Origin of the sequence: Bacillus sp. B4EP4a (assembly GCF_006680105.1) — a bacterium.
GTDB classification, from domain to species: Bacteria; Bacillota; Bacilli; order Bacillales; family DSM-1321; genus Peribacillus; species Peribacillus simplex_E.
Genome location: NZ_VHIK01000068.1, coordinates 14,058 through 30,494, shown reverse-complemented (window position 1 = coordinate 30,494; position 16,437 = coordinate 14,058). Strand labels below are relative to the sequence as shown.

12 protein-coding genes and 2 pseudogenes are annotated in these 16,437 nt (G+C 36.8%); 11 read left to right on the top strand and 3 right to left on the bottom strand.

The window, feature by feature from the left end:
• The first annotated feature begins 221 nt into the window (after positions 1-221).
• The 9 genes and pseudogenes from FNK51_RS25225 to FNK51_RS25185 all read left to right on the top strand — a co-directional run bounded on the left by FNK51_RS25225 (position 222) and on the right by FNK51_RS25185 (position 8,290).
• Positions 222-455 carry a hypothetical protein gene (locus tag FNK51_RS25225; RefSeq protein ID WP_141995103.1) on the top strand — a complete coding sequence of 78 codons (234 nt, stop codon included), beginning with the start codon at positions 222-224 and terminating at the stop codon, positions 453-455.
• Between the two features lie 488 nt (positions 456-943).
• Positions 944-2,155 (top strand): Ger(x)C family spore germination protein, encoded by a 1,212-nt coding sequence (locus tag FNK51_RS25220; protein WP_141995102.1) that lies wholly within the window; start codon positions 944-946, stop codon positions 2,153-2,155.
• Positions 2,156-2,558: 403 nt separating this feature from the next.
• Entirely contained in the window at positions 2,559-3,680 is a 1,122-nt protein-coding gene (locus tag FNK51_RS25215) for a GerAB/ArcD/ProY family transporter (protein WP_141995101.1), read from the top strand.
• A 1,256-nt stretch (positions 3,681-4,936) separates the two neighbouring features.
• Positions 4,937-5,122 carry a hypothetical protein gene (locus FNK51_RS25210; RefSeq protein WP_141995100.1) on the top strand — a complete coding sequence of 62 codons (186 nt, stop codon included), beginning with the start codon at positions 4,937-4,939 and terminating at the stop codon, positions 5,120-5,122.
• Entirely contained in the window at positions 5,119-5,625 is a 507-nt protein-coding gene (locus tag FNK51_RS25205; protein ID WP_141995099.1) for a hypothetical protein, read from the top strand. The genes FNK51_RS25210 and FNK51_RS25205 overlap by 4 nt, the downstream gene beginning before the upstream one ends.
• Before the next feature lie 23 nt (positions 5,626-5,648).
• Positions 5,649-6,002, top strand: coding sequence for a hypothetical protein (locus FNK51_RS25200; RefSeq protein ID WP_286178884.1), 354 nt, complete (start codon positions 5,649-5,651; stop codon positions 6,000-6,002).
• A 1,373-nt stretch (positions 6,003-7,375) separates the two neighbouring features.
• Positions 7,376-7,477, top strand: a complete 102-nt coding sequence (locus tag FNK51_RS27665; RefSeq protein WP_141995098.1) for a COG4315 family predicted lipoprotein — start codon at positions 7,376-7,378, stop codon at positions 7,475-7,477.
• Between the two features lie 110 nt (positions 7,478-7,587).
• A pseudogene (locus tag FNK51_RS27660) lies at positions 7,588-7,704 on the top strand (hypothetical protein); the annotation flags it as partial.
• An 82-nt stretch (positions 7,705-7,786) separates the two neighbouring features.
• Positions 7,787-8,290 (top strand): hypothetical protein, encoded by a 504-nt coding sequence (locus tag FNK51_RS25185; RefSeq protein WP_141995096.1) that lies wholly within the window; start codon positions 7,787-7,789, stop codon positions 8,288-8,290.
• Between the two features lie 411 nt (positions 8,291-8,701).
• Here the strand turns inward: FNK51_RS25185 and FNK51_RS25180 are convergent, their stop codons facing one another.
• The 3 genes from FNK51_RS25180 to FNK51_RS25170 all read right to left on the bottom strand — a co-directional run bounded on the left by FNK51_RS25180 (position 8,702) and on the right by FNK51_RS25170 (position 11,953).
• Positions 8,702-9,529, bottom strand: a complete 828-nt coding sequence (locus tag FNK51_RS25180) for a glycerophosphodiester phosphodiesterase (protein ID WP_141995095.1) — start codon at positions 9,527-9,529, stop codon at positions 8,702-8,704.
• 585 nt (positions 9,530-10,114) lie between these two features.
• Positions 10,115-11,290: an MFS transporter gene (locus FNK51_RS25175; RefSeq protein ID WP_141995094.1), complete on the bottom strand. Its 1,176-nt coding sequence runs from the start codon at positions 11,288-11,290 to the stop codon at positions 10,115-10,117.
• Positions 11,291-11,641: 351 nt separating this feature from the next.
• Positions 11,642-11,953 carry an ArsR/SmtB family transcription factor gene (locus FNK51_RS25170; RefSeq protein WP_098373782.1) on the bottom strand — a complete coding sequence of 104 codons (312 nt, stop codon included), beginning with the start codon at positions 11,951-11,953 and terminating at the stop codon, positions 11,642-11,644.
• A 123-nt stretch (positions 11,954-12,076) separates the two neighbouring features.
• Here FNK51_RS25170 and FNK51_RS25165 point away from each other — a divergent pair.
• Positions 12,077-12,442: pseudogene (locus FNK51_RS25165) on the top strand (IS4 family transposase); the annotation flags it as partial.
• 725 nt (positions 12,443-13,167) lie between these two features.
• Positions 13,168-16,356 carry a discoidin domain-containing protein gene (locus FNK51_RS25160; RefSeq protein WP_141995093.1) on the top strand — a complete coding sequence of 1,063 codons (3,189 nt, stop codon included), beginning with the start codon at positions 13,168-13,170 and terminating at the stop codon, positions 16,354-16,356.
• The last annotated feature ends 81 nt before the right edge of the window (positions 16,357-16,437 follow it).

Sequence of the window (16,437 nt, the reverse complement as noted above, 5' to 3'; positions counted from 1 at the left end):
ATTGATAACAAAGTTTTCTAAATGGTATCAAAATACACAAAATGCTTCTATTTAGATTGGATGAAGTCATTTATCATTGCGATTCTAAGCTACCAAAAAGGTATAAGAAGGATTGGAATAAACAATTTTGACTTGTCTGTGAATGTATAGGTAGATACAAAGATTGGACGGTACCGTATCCCATTCTGTTATAAGGAAAGTAGAGAAAGGAGTAGTCGAAAGTGGTGGCTGTTGCAGGAATCCTTGTCATCGTCGCTGTGATTATCGCGATCGATGTTCCTCATCTGTTGAGGAATAAATTAAAAAAGGAATTATGGATATTTTCCATTCTTCTACTATTCGGAACCGCGTTAAGCATTGCCCAAGCGCTGAATATCAAGATTCCCAATCCACTAGATGGGATTACAGCTATTTATAAACCGCTTTCCGACATGATTGAGACATTATTAAAGTGAAAATGGAATAGGCAAAAATGGGTATGTGATCATTTACTTTATAGATTATCGTATATAAGGTTGGCGGTTCCGTTCCTGTTCCCCCGTCCGGCCAACGACTTTTAAAACCTTGAAGGTTGTTATTTTTTTAGAAGCAATTACGTAACATGTATTCTATCTTTTATGTGCGAATTTATTCTCCAATCAGATTTACTTTTTTTTTCGAACGATCGCTAGCCCTAATAATATTAGAGAGAAAACAAGCCTACAAGTTAGAGAATAAGGAATCAATATAGTCTTTAAAGATGCTTGGAAATAAACTATATTTGGAAAACTGAAAAGAGATACGCTGATGATGATCATCCCTAGGGGAAAAGTCAACATGCGGTAGTTCTTTAATTTCAACGATTGGGCAAGAGCGAAGATGGATCATAAAAATGAAATCGTCACTTTAAAATAATCCGTAATAAACCAAATAATAGAAAAATCGAGTGAAAGGAGTTTAACCTATGAAACGGAGCTTTACAATGCTTATCATGCTGATTGTATTTCTATTATTTACTACGGGTTGCTGGAATCGTCGTGAATTAAATGAACTTGCTATAACGCTGGCCATAGGGCTAGATAGTACAAGGGATGGTCAATATCTTGTAACCGCCCAAGTGGTAAATCCAGGAGAAGTATCTCAGGGAAAGGGGGGTGGAGGTTCCGGCCTTTCACCGGTCGTCATCTATCAGGCGAAAGGGAAAACCGTATTTGAAGCTGTCCGAAAAATGACAAAGGAATCCCCAAGAAAAATATATCCCTCACATCTTCGAATGCTCGTGATTGGTGAGTCATTAGCAAAAGAAGGAATTGGAAAACCAATAGATTTTCTCTCTAGGGATTGGGAAATGCGCTCAGATTTTTATATCACCGTAGCTAAGGGAATGAATGCAGAAGATATCCTGAAGGTGCCCACAGCTTTAGAAAAAATACCTGCCAATAATTTGTTTGCTACCCTTGAAGTCTCGGAAAAAGCATGGGCAGGTACAAGTGCCGTTACATTAGATGAATTGATCGCGGATATGGTAAGTGACGGAAAAAGGCCAGTGTTAACAGGAATCCATGCAGATATAAAAGGTGATGAAGAAACATCTTTGAGCAAACAGAATGTAGAAATGATTAATCCCCCTGCTCGAGTAAAGTATGGTAACTTAGCTGCATTCAAAAAGGATAAATTAGTCGGTTGGTTAGATGAGAAACAAAGCAAAACGTATAACGTCATTACAAACAAGGAGAAAAGTACAGTTGTGAATATACCGTGTCCTAAAGGCGGAAAAGCTGTGTATGAAGTGAAAAAGTCAAACACGGAAATGAAAGGTAAGATAAAGAATGGAAAACCTGAGATAGATCTAAATGTTCGTGTAGAAGGCAATGTAGGTGAAGTAGAATGCCATATCGATTTGACAAAACCAGAAACGTTTGAAAAATTAGAGGAAATTTATGAAAAAGAAACGGAGGAAATGTTCAAAAAGGCAATAAAACAGGTACAGGAAAATGAAAAAGTAGACATTTTTGGATTTGGTGAGGCGATTCATCGAGCTGATCCTAAAGCCTGGGGAAAACTCAAAAAAGATTGGGATAAAAATTTTGAGAACTTGCCTGTAAATATAAAGGTACAAGGAGAAATCCGACGCGTCGGTACGGTTGGTAATTCATTCCTGAAAAAAATAAAATAATTGGTTGGGTTTATACAAGGAATGGGGTTACATTTGTTGTTTCCAATCGCTCGCACTTGAAGGGCAATTTCGAATGCCCCCTCCCGATCAATCTAGGGAGCAGCCATTCTCAATCCTTGTGTATTTGGTACCCAAATATAGATTGTTGGGGAGCCCCAATCGCTTCGCTACCCCTATAAGACCGTGGGCTACTCGCCCACGACCCAGCCAACGTAGCACGTTGGATTGCACTAAAAAAATCAACCTCCCTCTTGGATAGATGAGTCCGTTAACTCCTTAATGTTCCCGTCGGTCCGCTTACCATTGACAGACGCCAAATGTAGCAGCACTCCTAAGGCTAGAGTTTATTCTAACAAAACAAGGTCAACAATAGGGATAATAACCATTGATAGGATGTTGAATTATGGTAAAAGATATTAAAATTAGTGCTCGGCAATTTGCAATATTAGTTATTTTATTTTCTATAGGTACGACCATCTTGGTGATTCCTGGAAGTATGGCTCAAGAGGTAAAACAAGATGCTTGGATTGCAGCTGTAATCGGTACAGGCATAGGTTTATTGGTGGTGGCTTTATATATCGCTATAGGCAGGATGTTCCCCACTATGACACTGGTTGAAATCAATGAAACACTTCTCGGCAAATGGTTAGGTAAGGCAATTTCTCTTACGTTTGTTTTCTTTTCACTTTACGCCGCTGGAGAACTATTGTTTTATGTTGGTAATTTCTTGACGACACAGATCATGCCGGACACCCCTATTGAAGCGATCCAAATTCTTTTCGCATGCATCTTAATTATGGGAATTCGCCTTGGTCTTGAAACGTTGGCTCGTACTGGAGAAATTTTATTTCCTATCATTGTTTTTTTATTCGTAATTCTAGTGGTTTCAGTATTTTTACCTCCAGTTCAATTTAAGTTTGAAAACATACAACCCGTATTTGAAACAGGATTAAAACCGATGATACGGGCTGTTTTTCTTTTTACAAGTATTTTTTCTTTGCCTTTGATTGTATTATTAATGATTTTTCCTGTTTCAATGAATCAACCAAAAGCAGCTGAAAAAAACTTTTTTATCGGAATGCTCATTGGAGGAATCTTTTTAATCATCCTTATCACTTTAACTATTTTAGTTTTAGGTGCTGATAATAGTGCCAGACAGATGTATCCAAGTTATGCTTTGGCTAGGAAGATAAACATAGGGGATTTTTTGCAACGGGTAGAAGCCATAATAGCCATCATATGGCTTATCACTATTTATTTTAAAATGGTGTTTTATTTTTACGCGTCCGTTATCGGTCTTGCACAAACGTTGAAAATAAACAATTATCGCCCACTCACGCTACCTTTAGGGATGATCGTGGTTTCGCTTTCCTTAATTATACATCCCGATGTCGCCCATTCAGCCACATTTGACAAAGAAGTTTGGCCGCTATACGTTTCAACGTACGGACTTGTTCTCCCATTACTCTTATTAGCAGTCAACGCATTCCGGAAAAAAATAAAAAAAATTAGCGAATACGGTTAAGGTTTTTTATTTTTTTCCCGTTCCAAAGTGAACACTGATTCCCTGTACTCTGAAAAATTGGCTTTAGTATACTGCTAATAATTTGTTAAATTATCTAACCAAGTAATAAGCTTGTTCCCATTAAATTGTAAATGAATAGCGTTTGCAAAGGAGATAAGTACAATTGTCCATATTCCTCATAAAAAAACCAAAGGTCGTTTGTATTCGTCTGAGTTTGTTAAAGTTATGTTTACCTTGAAAATTAGACAGCATGTAGAAGGATGGCCAATATCTTGTAACAGCCCAAGTGGCAAATCCAATAGAAGTAGCTACAGGAAAAGGTAGTGGAGGTACCAGTTCACCTGTAATCATCTATCAGTGAAAGGGTCATCAGTAATGGAGGCTAAAATGTGGACTCTTTTGTGTATCAGGAGATGATTTCTAACTTGTGCGTGTGCGGCCGAGCCTAGGTTGTATCATATAGCGGGTGGGATTCCCGTCGAGTAAGAACTAGCCATTCGCTCGTAGCGAGTCTTGGAGGGCTAAAGGTAACTTTAGTCTTTAAGCGTAGACAGTTAGGTGGCGGGCCGAAAGCCAAACGGTTGAAGGGATTGAGCTCCATAATGTTAGTAAATTGAGAGGGCTGATGCTTTACGCACAGCAGAAAGCTACATTTTATCCTTCGTAATGGATAAAACCTCTCTGGAGTCAGAGACCTTGGCACGTTACACATCGATATGATACGGCAACTCGGGAGACCCTACCGGTCTTTTCTTGTTATAAGAGTATGGTGTACAAGCGATAAAAAGCAAGGAAACCAAATGCTGTGTAGGGAGTCGGATAGCAGCTTAGTACCAATGAAGTTGGGTAATGCCGATGGAGGAAAGGCTAGCTACCAGTTATCGCCCTTACTAGGGAAACATTTACTACACTCAGAGGTAGGGATAAATGGAAACAAAACTACTAAGGATAGCAGAATTAGCAAAATCTGAATCTGAGAGATTAGCTACATTTTGTGAATGGTAACTAGGAGGAGCCGTGTGCGTGAATAGCGCAAGCACGGTTCTGTAAGGGGGGCAGGAACACAATCTACCGTAAGGTAGAGAGGTTCCCTTCTACTCTCCTTTATTTATTAAGGTTTTTTATAATTAGGTCTAGATAATTTTGAAAAACTAACAAACATTAAAGGACCGTCAATAGACCTGTTTTTTGTACGAAAGAAGGATGGCCAACAAGTTTCGACGAATATATCAATATACTTTTTGGAGGTGTTGGATATGGGGATTTGTTGTGGAGAGTGTCACGTTGAATTAAAGAGTGATGATTATGTCACATTGGATGAATTTAGCACGCTGAGGCACACATATTGCGGTTATGATCTTATTGCCGAGCTGATCAAAGACATTGGGACTTATCGAAATATCAAAACAAAGTATTGGTTTTCCCGTCAGCGTACTAAATGAAAATCGGTAAAATCTTGGAGTTAATTAAAACTGATACACCAGCGAATATTGCCAAAAGGGCTGATGTTCATCTTTCAGAAAAATTACTAAGAAGAGCATTGAATAAAGCTGGTTATGAGTATAGAAATTCAGGCGAAAAAGGCTGGTATTTCGTTGGTGAAGGTGACGAGGAAACGGTACAAGAGCAGCTTATTTATGACTTTGCAACAGCAGGAAAAGCAAAGGCGAACGTTTCAACTAATGTGAATAAAGAACCTATTAACGATACCAACCAACGTTCTAACGTTGGCATAAAACGTGGTAAAGAACAGGTCAAACAAGCGAACGAACAATCAGCACCAACCATAGAACGAACCAACGTTATAAGAAAACGTTCTTCATTCGATATGGATGTTGAACTTATGAAGGAACTAAAAATACAAGCAATCATTCATGATAGGACGGTTTATGAACTAGTTGAAAGTGCCGTAAGGCACTATTTAGCTGAATTAAAGGGAAAATGATGTGGCTTTGAAATAAAGTCACGATGTTTATTACAGACGACATCATTAATGTAGGAGGTTCCAACAGTAATGGTATCGTAAAAGTCGATTATGAGGGGACCGGTTTAACAGCAGGATATGGAGAGGATGATATCGGCTTTGTCTATCGTCCAACATGGTTCACGGGTACGGATAATGATGAAGTCGTCGCGACCCTTGCAGATTCAGATAATTTCTTCGTAGCTGGTCACTGGAAAAATAACATAACCGCCAAGGGCCAAGCCGTAATCGTAAAAGAACAGAATAAAGATGTAACTCTTATTGGGTTAGAAGCAGGTTTCCGCGACCACCCGGATTACTTGTTCCGTCTTCTATCAAATGCAATTTTCGAAAAATAGTAGAAATAGCCAAAGCCGGATTCAGCAATGAGTCCGGCTTTGGCTATTTGAAAAATGCTAAACGCTTGCTACTGAGTCTTGAACAATTATCTAAGCAACTGCTATATAAATACTCATTACTTTTAATCATCTGTTGCAAAAACCGCTGAAGGACGATTCTTTTCAAGAAGTAGTTGCCGATTGAAAGGCGTTTTCTACCATATACCCACTATCTATTGAGTATATTAGGTTGTATAAAAGATCTCGCAATATAAGGTTTACTAAGTAGTTTGATAAAAATTAGTAGTATTCAGAATAATAAAACTTGTATATGAAGAATAAAATACTTTATAAGTATGTAAATGAAGGTTATCCTCAACAATTCAAAAAAGGAGCTGCTATGGACCAAAAAACGTTACAGCAAATTATTAAAGAGGCTTCACTCTTTATCTACGGGCCAGAAAAAAGTTAAAAAAATACCACCTTATTTTATCAAGATACAAAATAAGGTGGTATTTTTATTTGATTAGTAAACGAAAATTTCAGTTCCTAATTAAAATAATAGTACTTTCATTTTATGAATTTGATATGTACCTGTTTTAACAGACAATAACCACAAACAGTGTCATAACTTAATAGTACTGACACCGATTTCGAAGAGCTGTAACTTTAGGAGATAATTTGCACTTATTTTAAGTGCTATTTTGCACGTAAAAGAATCAACTGTAGGGATTGATCAAAAGTTCCTCCTGTACCCCCATATTAGCGTAAATAAAAAGTATCCATTTTGAAAAAAAATTATCAAAATGGATTCTTTTCTAGTGATTTAGTATACGGTTTTTATAAAATAGTTTGATTATTTTTAGTGATCCTTATAGAACTAACGCACCGGTTAGTTCGATTCTGGTGCAAGAACCATTAGGTCTAATAATTGGCCAAAAAGGGGCTGGATTTTCCGTGTATCCATAAAAACACTAGGCTTTGCCTAGTACCACAACGTAGTTGGGGTCAGTTTTTCCTTATTCTAAATCCTGAAAGTGTCTATCAACATATCAAAATCGTAATTAAAATGGGGCCATTATTCAATTTAAGGGTTCAATCTACACATGAATCGTAAATTTTAAAAAAATAATCAAACCAATATTCTCCTCTATACGTTTATATATAGTGAAGGGAGCAAAACCCCGACTAAAAATTATTAAAGGGAGGTGGTTGGGAAACCTGCAGCATATTGACAGGCATTCGATTCTCCTGTTCATCTGGATTTAAGGGAACATTTATCAAGAACATCTAGAACATAATTTCACAAGGTGAAGAAATGTTAAAACCTTCTCCTTCACTATAATTCAGGATTAGTCAAAAAAGTACAAGCTTAAAATGCTAAATCAGACGAAGTGGGAAAGTATTTAATAGACCAAAAAGGAATGACACTTTATTATTTCACAAAAAGTGATTCAAGCGTCAGTAATTGCAAAGGTCAAGGTAGTGAAATTTAGCCGCCTTTCCATGCAGATAACATCATCTCCTCTAAATGGTTGGACAAAAAAGAGTTTAAAACAATCATAGGAGATGACGGACAAAAGCAAACAACGTACAAAGGGCATCCACTTATTACTTTGTGAAAGATAAGCAGGCCGGTGATATAAATGGTCAAGGCGTAAATAATGTCTTTTGCAAAAATAAAGAATCAGGAACGCTGATAAGTAGCAAAAAAGTTGTTTAAGTTAGAAAACTTGAACACCAAAAACCATTCATTTTTTTGAACAGATGAAAGATAAAAATAGTATTTCCAGAGGTGGATTAAAATGAAAAAATTTAGTTGTTTTTTAGTGGTGATGATTTTTATGCTTTTAATGACAGCTGGCTGCAGCTCTAATGTTAACGATGAAAAAGCCAATGAAGAGCAAACAGAAATTACAGAAGACGGAGCAGACAGTGAACAACCAGAAAAGCAGACTGTGGAAGAAGCAACAGCAACAAGTGAAGACATGCCAGATTTTCTTTCAAGCGGTAGCGAAGAAGTGATCATTTCACTGCTGGAACTAAAGGCCAATATAGAAACAGAGTCTGAAAATACCGAGCAAATCCAAACAACAGGCAAAGACCTTGAAGAAAGTTGGGATTCAATAGAAAAACAAGTAGAGGAACAGCACCCTGTAGATTATAAAAACATCGAAGAAAGTCTTTATCCACTCATCGATGAAATAAAAAAGGATCAATCAGATGTGGAAAAAATAAAGCAGTTAACTAATGACACGACAGAAAAAATGAAGGCATTTAAAGAAAAAATAGCATCTGCTTCTTCATAATAGTTATTATGGTGAATTCGAAATCTATACAGAAAAAAAGCGACACGTACAGAATGACAGAAAGGTGTTTTTCCTTTCTGATCAGTCTGTAGTGCTGCCGCCCAAATATATATTTTGGGATCTCTAAAGTTTAAAATAAAAGCTGATCGCAAACCTAACTGAAAGTGAAAACATACCTTTTACCAGACAAAAACACTACTTTTTAAAATAATGTGATGCTGAGAAACGCTCTACAACGAAATTAACTACATTTAGACTTATAATTACCTATTCGATTCAAATAAATAGGGTCATACATTCCATAATTGACGTCCGGAAAATGGGGATTTCCAACGTTAAGAAGGTTTCAACCCCAAAAAAAGATCAATCTCCTGTAGAAATCGACCTTTTTCTAATAATTATACAAAAATATTAGTTTCTTGGATCCACATAATCTGGATAATCCGTAATAATTGCGTCAACTCTCATATCTAATAGGAAATCTGCTGCCTCTTGACTACGTACTGTCCATGATCCAATTTTCATATCAAGAGAGTGAACTTGATTCACTAATTCTTTAGTAACAATTCCATAACTTGGATTAAAATAGTCAGCATATGTTGAAAATTCCTGTAAGGCTTGTTCTGTTGTGTCAGCTCTTGAAGATGTTAACACACCGATTGGAACTTTAGGAACGAGATCATTCATTTTTTCCATTGATTCATGGTTAAATGATTGTAGAATGATTTTTTCATTTTGTGGTTTATCAAGATTTCGTTCTTTTAATTCTTCAGCTACACTTTCTTCAATCCCAGGATATAGCTCTGGAGCCTTTAATTCTACTAATATTCCAATTTTCCCGTGGTAACGATCAAGAATCTCATCAAATGTTGGGATTTGTTCACCAGCAAATTGCTCACCTTTCCAGCTGCCTGCATCTAGGCTTCTTAGTTCTTCAAACGTGAAATCACCAACTTTTCCAGATCCATCCGTTGTACGATCAACTGTCGTATCATGGATAAGTACTAATTCTCCATCCTTGCTTCTTTGAACATCAATTTCAATATAATCTGCCTTCATTTTTACTGCTTTATCATAAGCAGCAATCGTATTTTCAGGTGCATATGCCGATGCACCACGATGGGCAACATTATCAACCTTTCTTAAGTCTCCTATTGTTTCTGCTGCAAAAGCTTGACTTAGTGGACTGAATAACAACGTAAACGCTACCCCGGCACCTGCTAATAATTTTTTGTTCATGTTCTCCATCTCCAATCTAAAATATGTATACAACTATAATTATAGAAAAGAAATGTTGAAGCATTGTGTTTATAATGTATTGGTTTTATATGTTTAAGATCCTTTTTGATTTATCTAAGTTATGGAATAATCAACTTTTGTTAGTATAATATTTAGTTTTCTTTTTTTCACTTTGAAGAATTCAAATCCTAATGCTACTAGGTGATTGAACAGGGAAATGAGTTCGTTTGCTTGATACTAACTAGATCGCTGTACAAAACCAACTTGTTTGGCGATATCTTGTAGGACTACTAGAGATAAAAAGCATTGTTGCGAAATGATTCAGTTCACATGAACTGATGTTTAATTGAAGATAGCTTGCCGAAAAAAGGATTAATCTTAATAAACTCCCTCAGTTTATTAGATAATGCTCACGAATACTCGCTAATTCGCAGGATTAAAAAATAATATTAAATAAGAGCATGTTTTGATCAATCTTTTATCTCTAAACATGCTCTTTATATTTGAACTTATATCAAAATTGAAAGCGTTAATTAAATCAAACTTTATTTCAAAGCTACATGATCGTATGAATATAAGATTATGTTAGCTTGATAACGATGCTTTGTTACTAGAGTTGAAAAATTTTAGTTTTATGATGATCAATAAAAACGAAAGCAGTGTAAATGTGAATCCGCTCCAGATAAGCTGGTGAATGCCTAATTGAGAAATGAACGAGCCGCCAATAGAGGTTCCTAAAGCAATTCCAAGGTTGGAAAACGAGACGAATAAGCTATTGCCAAATTCCGGAGCTTCTTTTGCCTCACTTATTAACCATGTTTGACCAACAATTAAACCGCCGGAATGTACGATTCCCCAAATGAATACCATAAAAATCATTGGAACAAGATAAGACCCTAAATAATAAACCAATAAATAAACGACTGAATATAAAATTGGGAAAAATATTACGGTATTTACTATACTTTTTTGCAGAAAAACTCCAAATAAATGATTACCTAAAATCATAGTGACACCAAATATGAATAGCATGATACTGATGAGAGAGCTATTCATGTCTGTTACTTTTGCAAGGTACTCGGCAAAGTAACTGTAAACTGAAAACATGGCTGCAAAAAGAAAGGTAACAGTTGCGATATTTAACCATAATGCTGATTTACGCAATATACGAATTTGCTTGCCAAAAGACATTTTTTCTTCAACGGGCATGGAAGGAAGCAAAATCAATATTCCGATAAATGCGAGAGCATTTACAAATGCTCCAAATAGGAACGCAATTTCTAATGAAAACTGTTCTGCAAGGTAAGAAGTCAATGGTACACCTAAAGCAAATCCAACAGTAATTCCCGTAAAAACTTTTGTAACTGCTTGACCGCTATTTTCTGGAGGGACAAGTTTAGCAGCAGTTACAAGAGCGATTGAAAAGAAGAGTGGGTGAAGTGCTGCTGGTAGAATACGAAAAATGAGCATAATTTCAAATTGTGTTGTATAAGCGTAAATCATATTAGAGATAGCAAAAATAGATATTGCTGTTAATAAAAGTATTTTACGATTAATCCCAGATACGAGCAGTATTAAAAATGGTCCAGAAATCGCAACAACTAGAGCAAATATACTTACTAATAATCCGGCTTGTGCAGTTGAAATTCCAAATTTTTGAGTGATTTGTGGTAATACGCCGACAATACTCATCTCTGTTGTAATAATTCCAAATACACCTACTGCTAGCATAATAATAAGTAGATGGTTTACTTTTTTCATTTATAAAATTCTCCATTCTTATATTGATTTTAAAAGTATGTATACATAAATGCTTAAAATTTATAGGGATCCAATTCATTAACGTAAAAAATAGTTGGGTATTGTTGCAAGGGGATATCACTAAAAATGTCATTGTTCTCTTGTTTATTCAAACATACAATAACAGATATCTATATAATTAGATATGAAATCTTTAAAAAAATCCTCCTTTCTATTTGTCTTGCATGAACGAGCAGTAAGGTTCCTTTCGCAAAATGGTGAGGTGGAGAACCGGCTTCCTGTAAAAGCAGAATTCGAGAAGACTAAGAATCAGTGAGGGTGAAGAAAACTCCCACTGATTCAAGTTTCTCTTTATAATTTGTTTTGGACATAATTGGAAAATTCTTGTATTTTTTTTTCATTTCGCCGATAATACGTCCATTTCCCAATGCGTTCGGATTCTAATAATCCTGCATTTTTCATAGTTAATAAATAATTAGAAACAACAGATTGGGCTAAGCCAGTTTTGAGCTGGATATCTCCTACACATACTCCAACTTGAAAACTAATTCCTTGTTCTAAATAAGGCTTTTCGTCAAAAAACTTTTCTGGATTCTTTAGCCATAATAAGATTTGACGTCTAGTATCATTTGATAATGCTTTATAAATTAATGAAGGTTCCATAACAACAATTATATCTACTTTTATAGATTTGTAAATAGGAGATGAAATTTCTATTCTCACATATTCGTACTCAACAAATCGACTATCTCTTCGTTTCCAAGTCGTTTGGCAGCCTCAATAGGGAAATCATTCTTTCATATTCATCATTGTAAAAAGATAAAAAGAGAACGATTGGAAAGCCATTTGTATGGGCAACTGATTGCCATTCTATTCTGTTCTTCTACCATGTTTCAAATGCGGCAATTACTCCTCATGAAGAAAAAACGAGAGCTTAGTGAATATAAAGCCATATATATGATTAAAGATTATTTTCTTCTTCTATTCCAAGCTATACAGAAAGACACCCAAGAGCTATCAAAGATTCTAATTCGCTTGTTCAACCTCCTACAGCAAAGCGGGCGAAAATCCCATAGGTATGATAAGAAAACAATCTTTGATATTTTAGGCGTCGTATACAATTATTCCATGTCTCATAATCATGCAGCTTAATTTAAAAAAACAAAACCCGTTAGGGTTTATTTCGTATGCAATTCTTTAAATAATATACAATTAGTCTTTAGAAAATAGGAATCTTCTCACCTGAAATTGATTTTACATAAGCTTAGCTTGATGGGCATGTGGCGGTACCCCTTAAATAAAATATTTGGTTGATGAACTATTAAGTTTTCCTTGAATATACTAGGTACTTTTATCTATAATCTCATTATTTTATATAAGTTGAAATTTTCATACATTATTTATAAATACTATACGGGAGTGGTGCCGTAGGAGGCATTTTATAATGTAGGTAGACATTTACCTTATTCTATATTTAAAGATAGTTGCCTGCCAGATTTACTATAAATTTACTCTGAGAAAATATAAATATAATATTTTTACATTACAATACAAAAAGAGCCTATTCAAAAAGCACCATTTTTGTTTAATGAGAGCAGCAGAAGGAGAAAATCAAGGTTCCAATATTAGAAACGAAAGGGGGATTTCCGTGACGAAAAATCTCCTCTCATCCCGATCGATGGGAGGATGCCCGCCATCCTTGTAAAGCGGGGCGACCTTCTCCAGCACAATGGAGTCGTCGATATGATCGATATAATCAATATAATCAATGAGTTCCGCACCAAAGTTTCGCTACGGTGCGTTTTTATTTTTTTACATAATTTTACGAGATTTTTGAACAGGCTCTTAAAATACTAAAAATATGGAGGTTTTCTGTAATGAAAAGAATTTTATCTATTACCCTCGTATTCACGATGATATTCGTTATGTTATCGACCACCGCAGACGCACTTACAAACAAGTCGAACGACAAAATTGTCAAAATCAACAATATGCAGCCGGTTTACGGTCAAACGATCACCGCCAGTGTGATCAAGGGTAAAGGTTCAAAGGACAAAAATCTAACATTTCAATGGCAAGTACAGGAATCACGTATAAGCGATAAATATATTAATGTGAAATCGGGTGGTACATCCAAAAGCTACACCGTAACGTTAAATGATATTGGAAAAAAATTGCGCGTTGTAGTTTCAAAGCGAAATGGTGCCAGTAAAACTTCAACTTCATTGCCCACGAACGCAGTATTAAATGCCAACCACCTTATTGCATCGATGAAATTTGACAATAATTTAAAGGACGATGCAAATCAAGAGAACTTGGAAGGGAAAGGAAATTATAGTTTTGTAGACGGTGTATTACCTGGGACCAAAGCTCTGCACTTAGACAGCGGAAACGGCAATTATGTCGGTACGAAGCATAGCTTGAATTTGGGTAATGACAGTTTTACTCTATCCTTCTGGTATAAGGGCGACACGAACAAAAATCAGGTCATATTATCAAACAAGGATTTTAGTAACGGCTCTAACGCAGGCTGGGCGATTTACACATCAGCCAATTCGGTCAACATGAATTTAGGATTCCCGACCGCAAAAGAAAAGAACATTTCCTTTGGGCGCAATACGTTTAATGCTTCCGATTGGCGTTACGTGACATATGTTGTAGACAGAAATAAAATGCTCGCGTCGTTGTATATTGATGGTTACGAAATGGCTGAAACTACGCTGAAACTCGGAACTTTAGATACATCGAACCCATTAAAAATAGGTGTCGACGGATTGGGCAACCTCGGCGGTAATTCATTCGATATAGCTGATCTGAATGTTTGGAAAGGCGTATTAAGCAGTGATGTAGTTCAAGCGAATTATAATAGTTACGCTGTAAACAAAGTAGATTTGACTGCACTTAACGACACAATATCAGAAGCAAATGCAATCAAAGCAGGCGGTCTCGGCAACGGCTTCAGCGAATCCGATTTTGATTATTTGAAAAAGGTTTTGAATAAGGCAACTACTGTTGCAACAACGCAAAAAGAAAAATTATTTACACAGGAAACGATCAATTATTACGAACGTGAACTAACCAATGCCATCTTCATCTATCAAAAAAGTAATAAAACAGCAACGCCCGCCGATTTAAATATGATTGTGAACAGCGACACGGAAATCAGTGGTAATCCTGCTGCAATCGCGCGCGTGGAAGATGATTTCAGAAAAAGCCTGAAAATATTTTCGCAGGCTGACGTAATGTTGATTCCTGGCGACGTTACCGGCGGTAACAATGCGATCGAATATCTGTGGATGAATGAGCTGACAAAAGTCCACAATAAACTTAAAGATGAAGGTTTATTTGACAATATCGCGCTTTATTTGGTAAGAGGCAACCATGATATGGGCGGCGCCGAAAAATTAATTCCTGTCGGTTCGGCGGGCGCGTGGAACGAATCTACGAAATCGTACGATAACAATTTCTTTAACGATGCTTATCGGGTCAAGATAAAAGGATATAATCTTGTGGTTTTTGACGGAAATTATGACAACAACAACACGTCTGGAAAAGCCAAAAATTTCCTTGACCAAATTACAAAAGAACCGGATTACGATCCAACCAAACCGATATTTGTATCTTCTCACTTCCCTATCAGCGGAACCAATTGGGGATCGGGATGGAGCACCTCGGCAAGTAATAATGTAGGTAAATATATTGCTGACAATAATTTGTCGCAGGTAGTCTATCTGTCAGGTCATACGCATTACGATCCGACCGACGAACGTTCACTCTATCAAGGTGCGGCATCGTATTTCGATGCTGGTTCGACGAGTTATTCTAGTTATATTGATGGCGGTCCGTCCGGCGGATATATTGAAGGTGCATATATCAATTATAATACCACACCTCGCATCTCGAATTTCATAGAGGTTTATGGTACAAAAGTTATCATCAAACATTATAATTTAAGCACAGAAGAATTTGTAGGCATACCTTCTGTAGTCTACGTTGGCGAAGGCAAAGATGCCTTTACGTATAGCAAAAGCGATACAAGAGAACTCATCGCTCCGCAGTTTGATGAGGGTATTACGATCAATTCCTTCAAAAACAACGAACTTACTTTTACAATGAAGCAAGCCAATGACAATGTGCGTGTGTTGGAATACAATGTTCAGCTTATCAACAAGCTTACCGGGGAAGTTGACAAATCGTTTAACAGTCTTTCGCTGCCGCTAGACAAGCCATTCGATGAACACAGGGAATACAAGATTACAGGTTTGTCGCCGATTACTCCATATACCCTCCGAGTATTCGCTGCGGATTCCATGTATAACCGTTCGTCGCAGGACATTGACATTACGCCTCAAGGTGTTAATTTAGAGAGCATCACTGCACCTGCTGACAAAACAGGGGTGGCAATCGGAGCGGCGAAGACAGCAGACGCCCTTGGATTGCCAAAGACAGTGTCCTTGGTTACCGATGGTGGTGGTGGCGATGCCAAAGTGACATGGGATGTAGATGCTTCAAAATATGATCCTGCTGTAACGACTGTACAGACCTTCACTGTAAATGGAGCTGTAACTTTGCCAACTGGGGTAGCAAATCCAAATAACGTGCCTTTGACAACAAGCATTAAAGTAACTGTTAATAAGATCCCTCAGTCACAAATGACGGCAACGGCGACAAGTCAGGAAACAAGTGGTGAAAATAGTGCTGCATCCATGGCGATTGACGGAAACCCAGAAACGCTGTGGCATACAAAGTGGGATAAATCTGATGTTCTCCCTCAATCGATTACTTTAAACCTTGGAGGAGCTTACAAAGTCAATAAAGTCATGTATTTACCAAGGCAATCGGGGCTAAACGGAAATATAACAAGCTATAATGTATATGTAAGTACGGATGGAGTGACCTTTACCAAGGTTGCAAGCGGAAGTTGGGCTAATAACAATGTGGAGAAAGAAGCAATTTTTGACTCGACAGATGCATCATATGTCAAGCTCGAAGCAACGGCGGGTGTTAACGGCTGGGCATCGGCTGCGGAGATTAGCGTCCTTGCATCAAAAGCTGTAAAGAATTAGCTTCTAACTTAAAAGAATTTATTGTATTGAATTCTGCATTTGAAGATGAGATTGATGAGGATTAATAAACAAAACTTTCCA

Coding starts and splice junctions, on each gene's coding strand:
- FNK51_RS25220 (WP_141995102.1), top strand. CDS start 944: ATGAAACGGAGCTTTACAATGCTTATCATGCTGATTGTATTTCTATTA.
- FNK51_RS25215 (WP_141995101.1), top strand. CDS start 2,559: ATGGTAAAAGATATTAAAATTAGTGCTCGGCAATTTGCAATATTAGTT.
- FNK51_RS25210 (WP_141995100.1), top strand. CDS start 4,937: ATGGGGATTTGTTGTGGAGAGTGTCACGTTGAATTAAAGAGTGATGAT.
- FNK51_RS25205 (WP_141995099.1), top strand. CDS start 5,119: ATGAAAATCGGTAAAATCTTGGAGTTAATTAAAACTGATACACCAGCG.
- FNK51_RS25200 (WP_286178884.1), top strand. CDS start 5,649: ATGTTTATTACAGACGACATCATTAATGTAGGAGGTTCCAACAGTAAT.
- FNK51_RS25185 (WP_141995096.1), top strand. CDS start 7,787: ATGAAAAAATTTAGTTGTTTTTTAGTGGTGATGATTTTTATGCTTTTA.
- FNK51_RS25180 (WP_141995095.1), bottom strand. CDS start 9,529: ATGAACAAAAAATTATTAGCAGGTGCCGGGGTAGCGTTTACGTTGTTA.
- FNK51_RS25175 (WP_141995094.1), bottom strand. CDS start 11,290: ATGAAAAAAGTAAACCATCTACTTATTATTATGCTAGCAGTAGGTGTA.
- FNK51_RS25170 (WP_098373782.1), bottom strand. CDS start 11,953: ATGGAACCTTCATTAATTTATAAAGCATTATCAAATGATACTAGACGT.
- FNK51_RS25160 (WP_141995093.1), top strand. CDS start 13,168: ATGAAAAGAATTTTATCTATTACCCTCGTATTCACGATGATATTCGTT.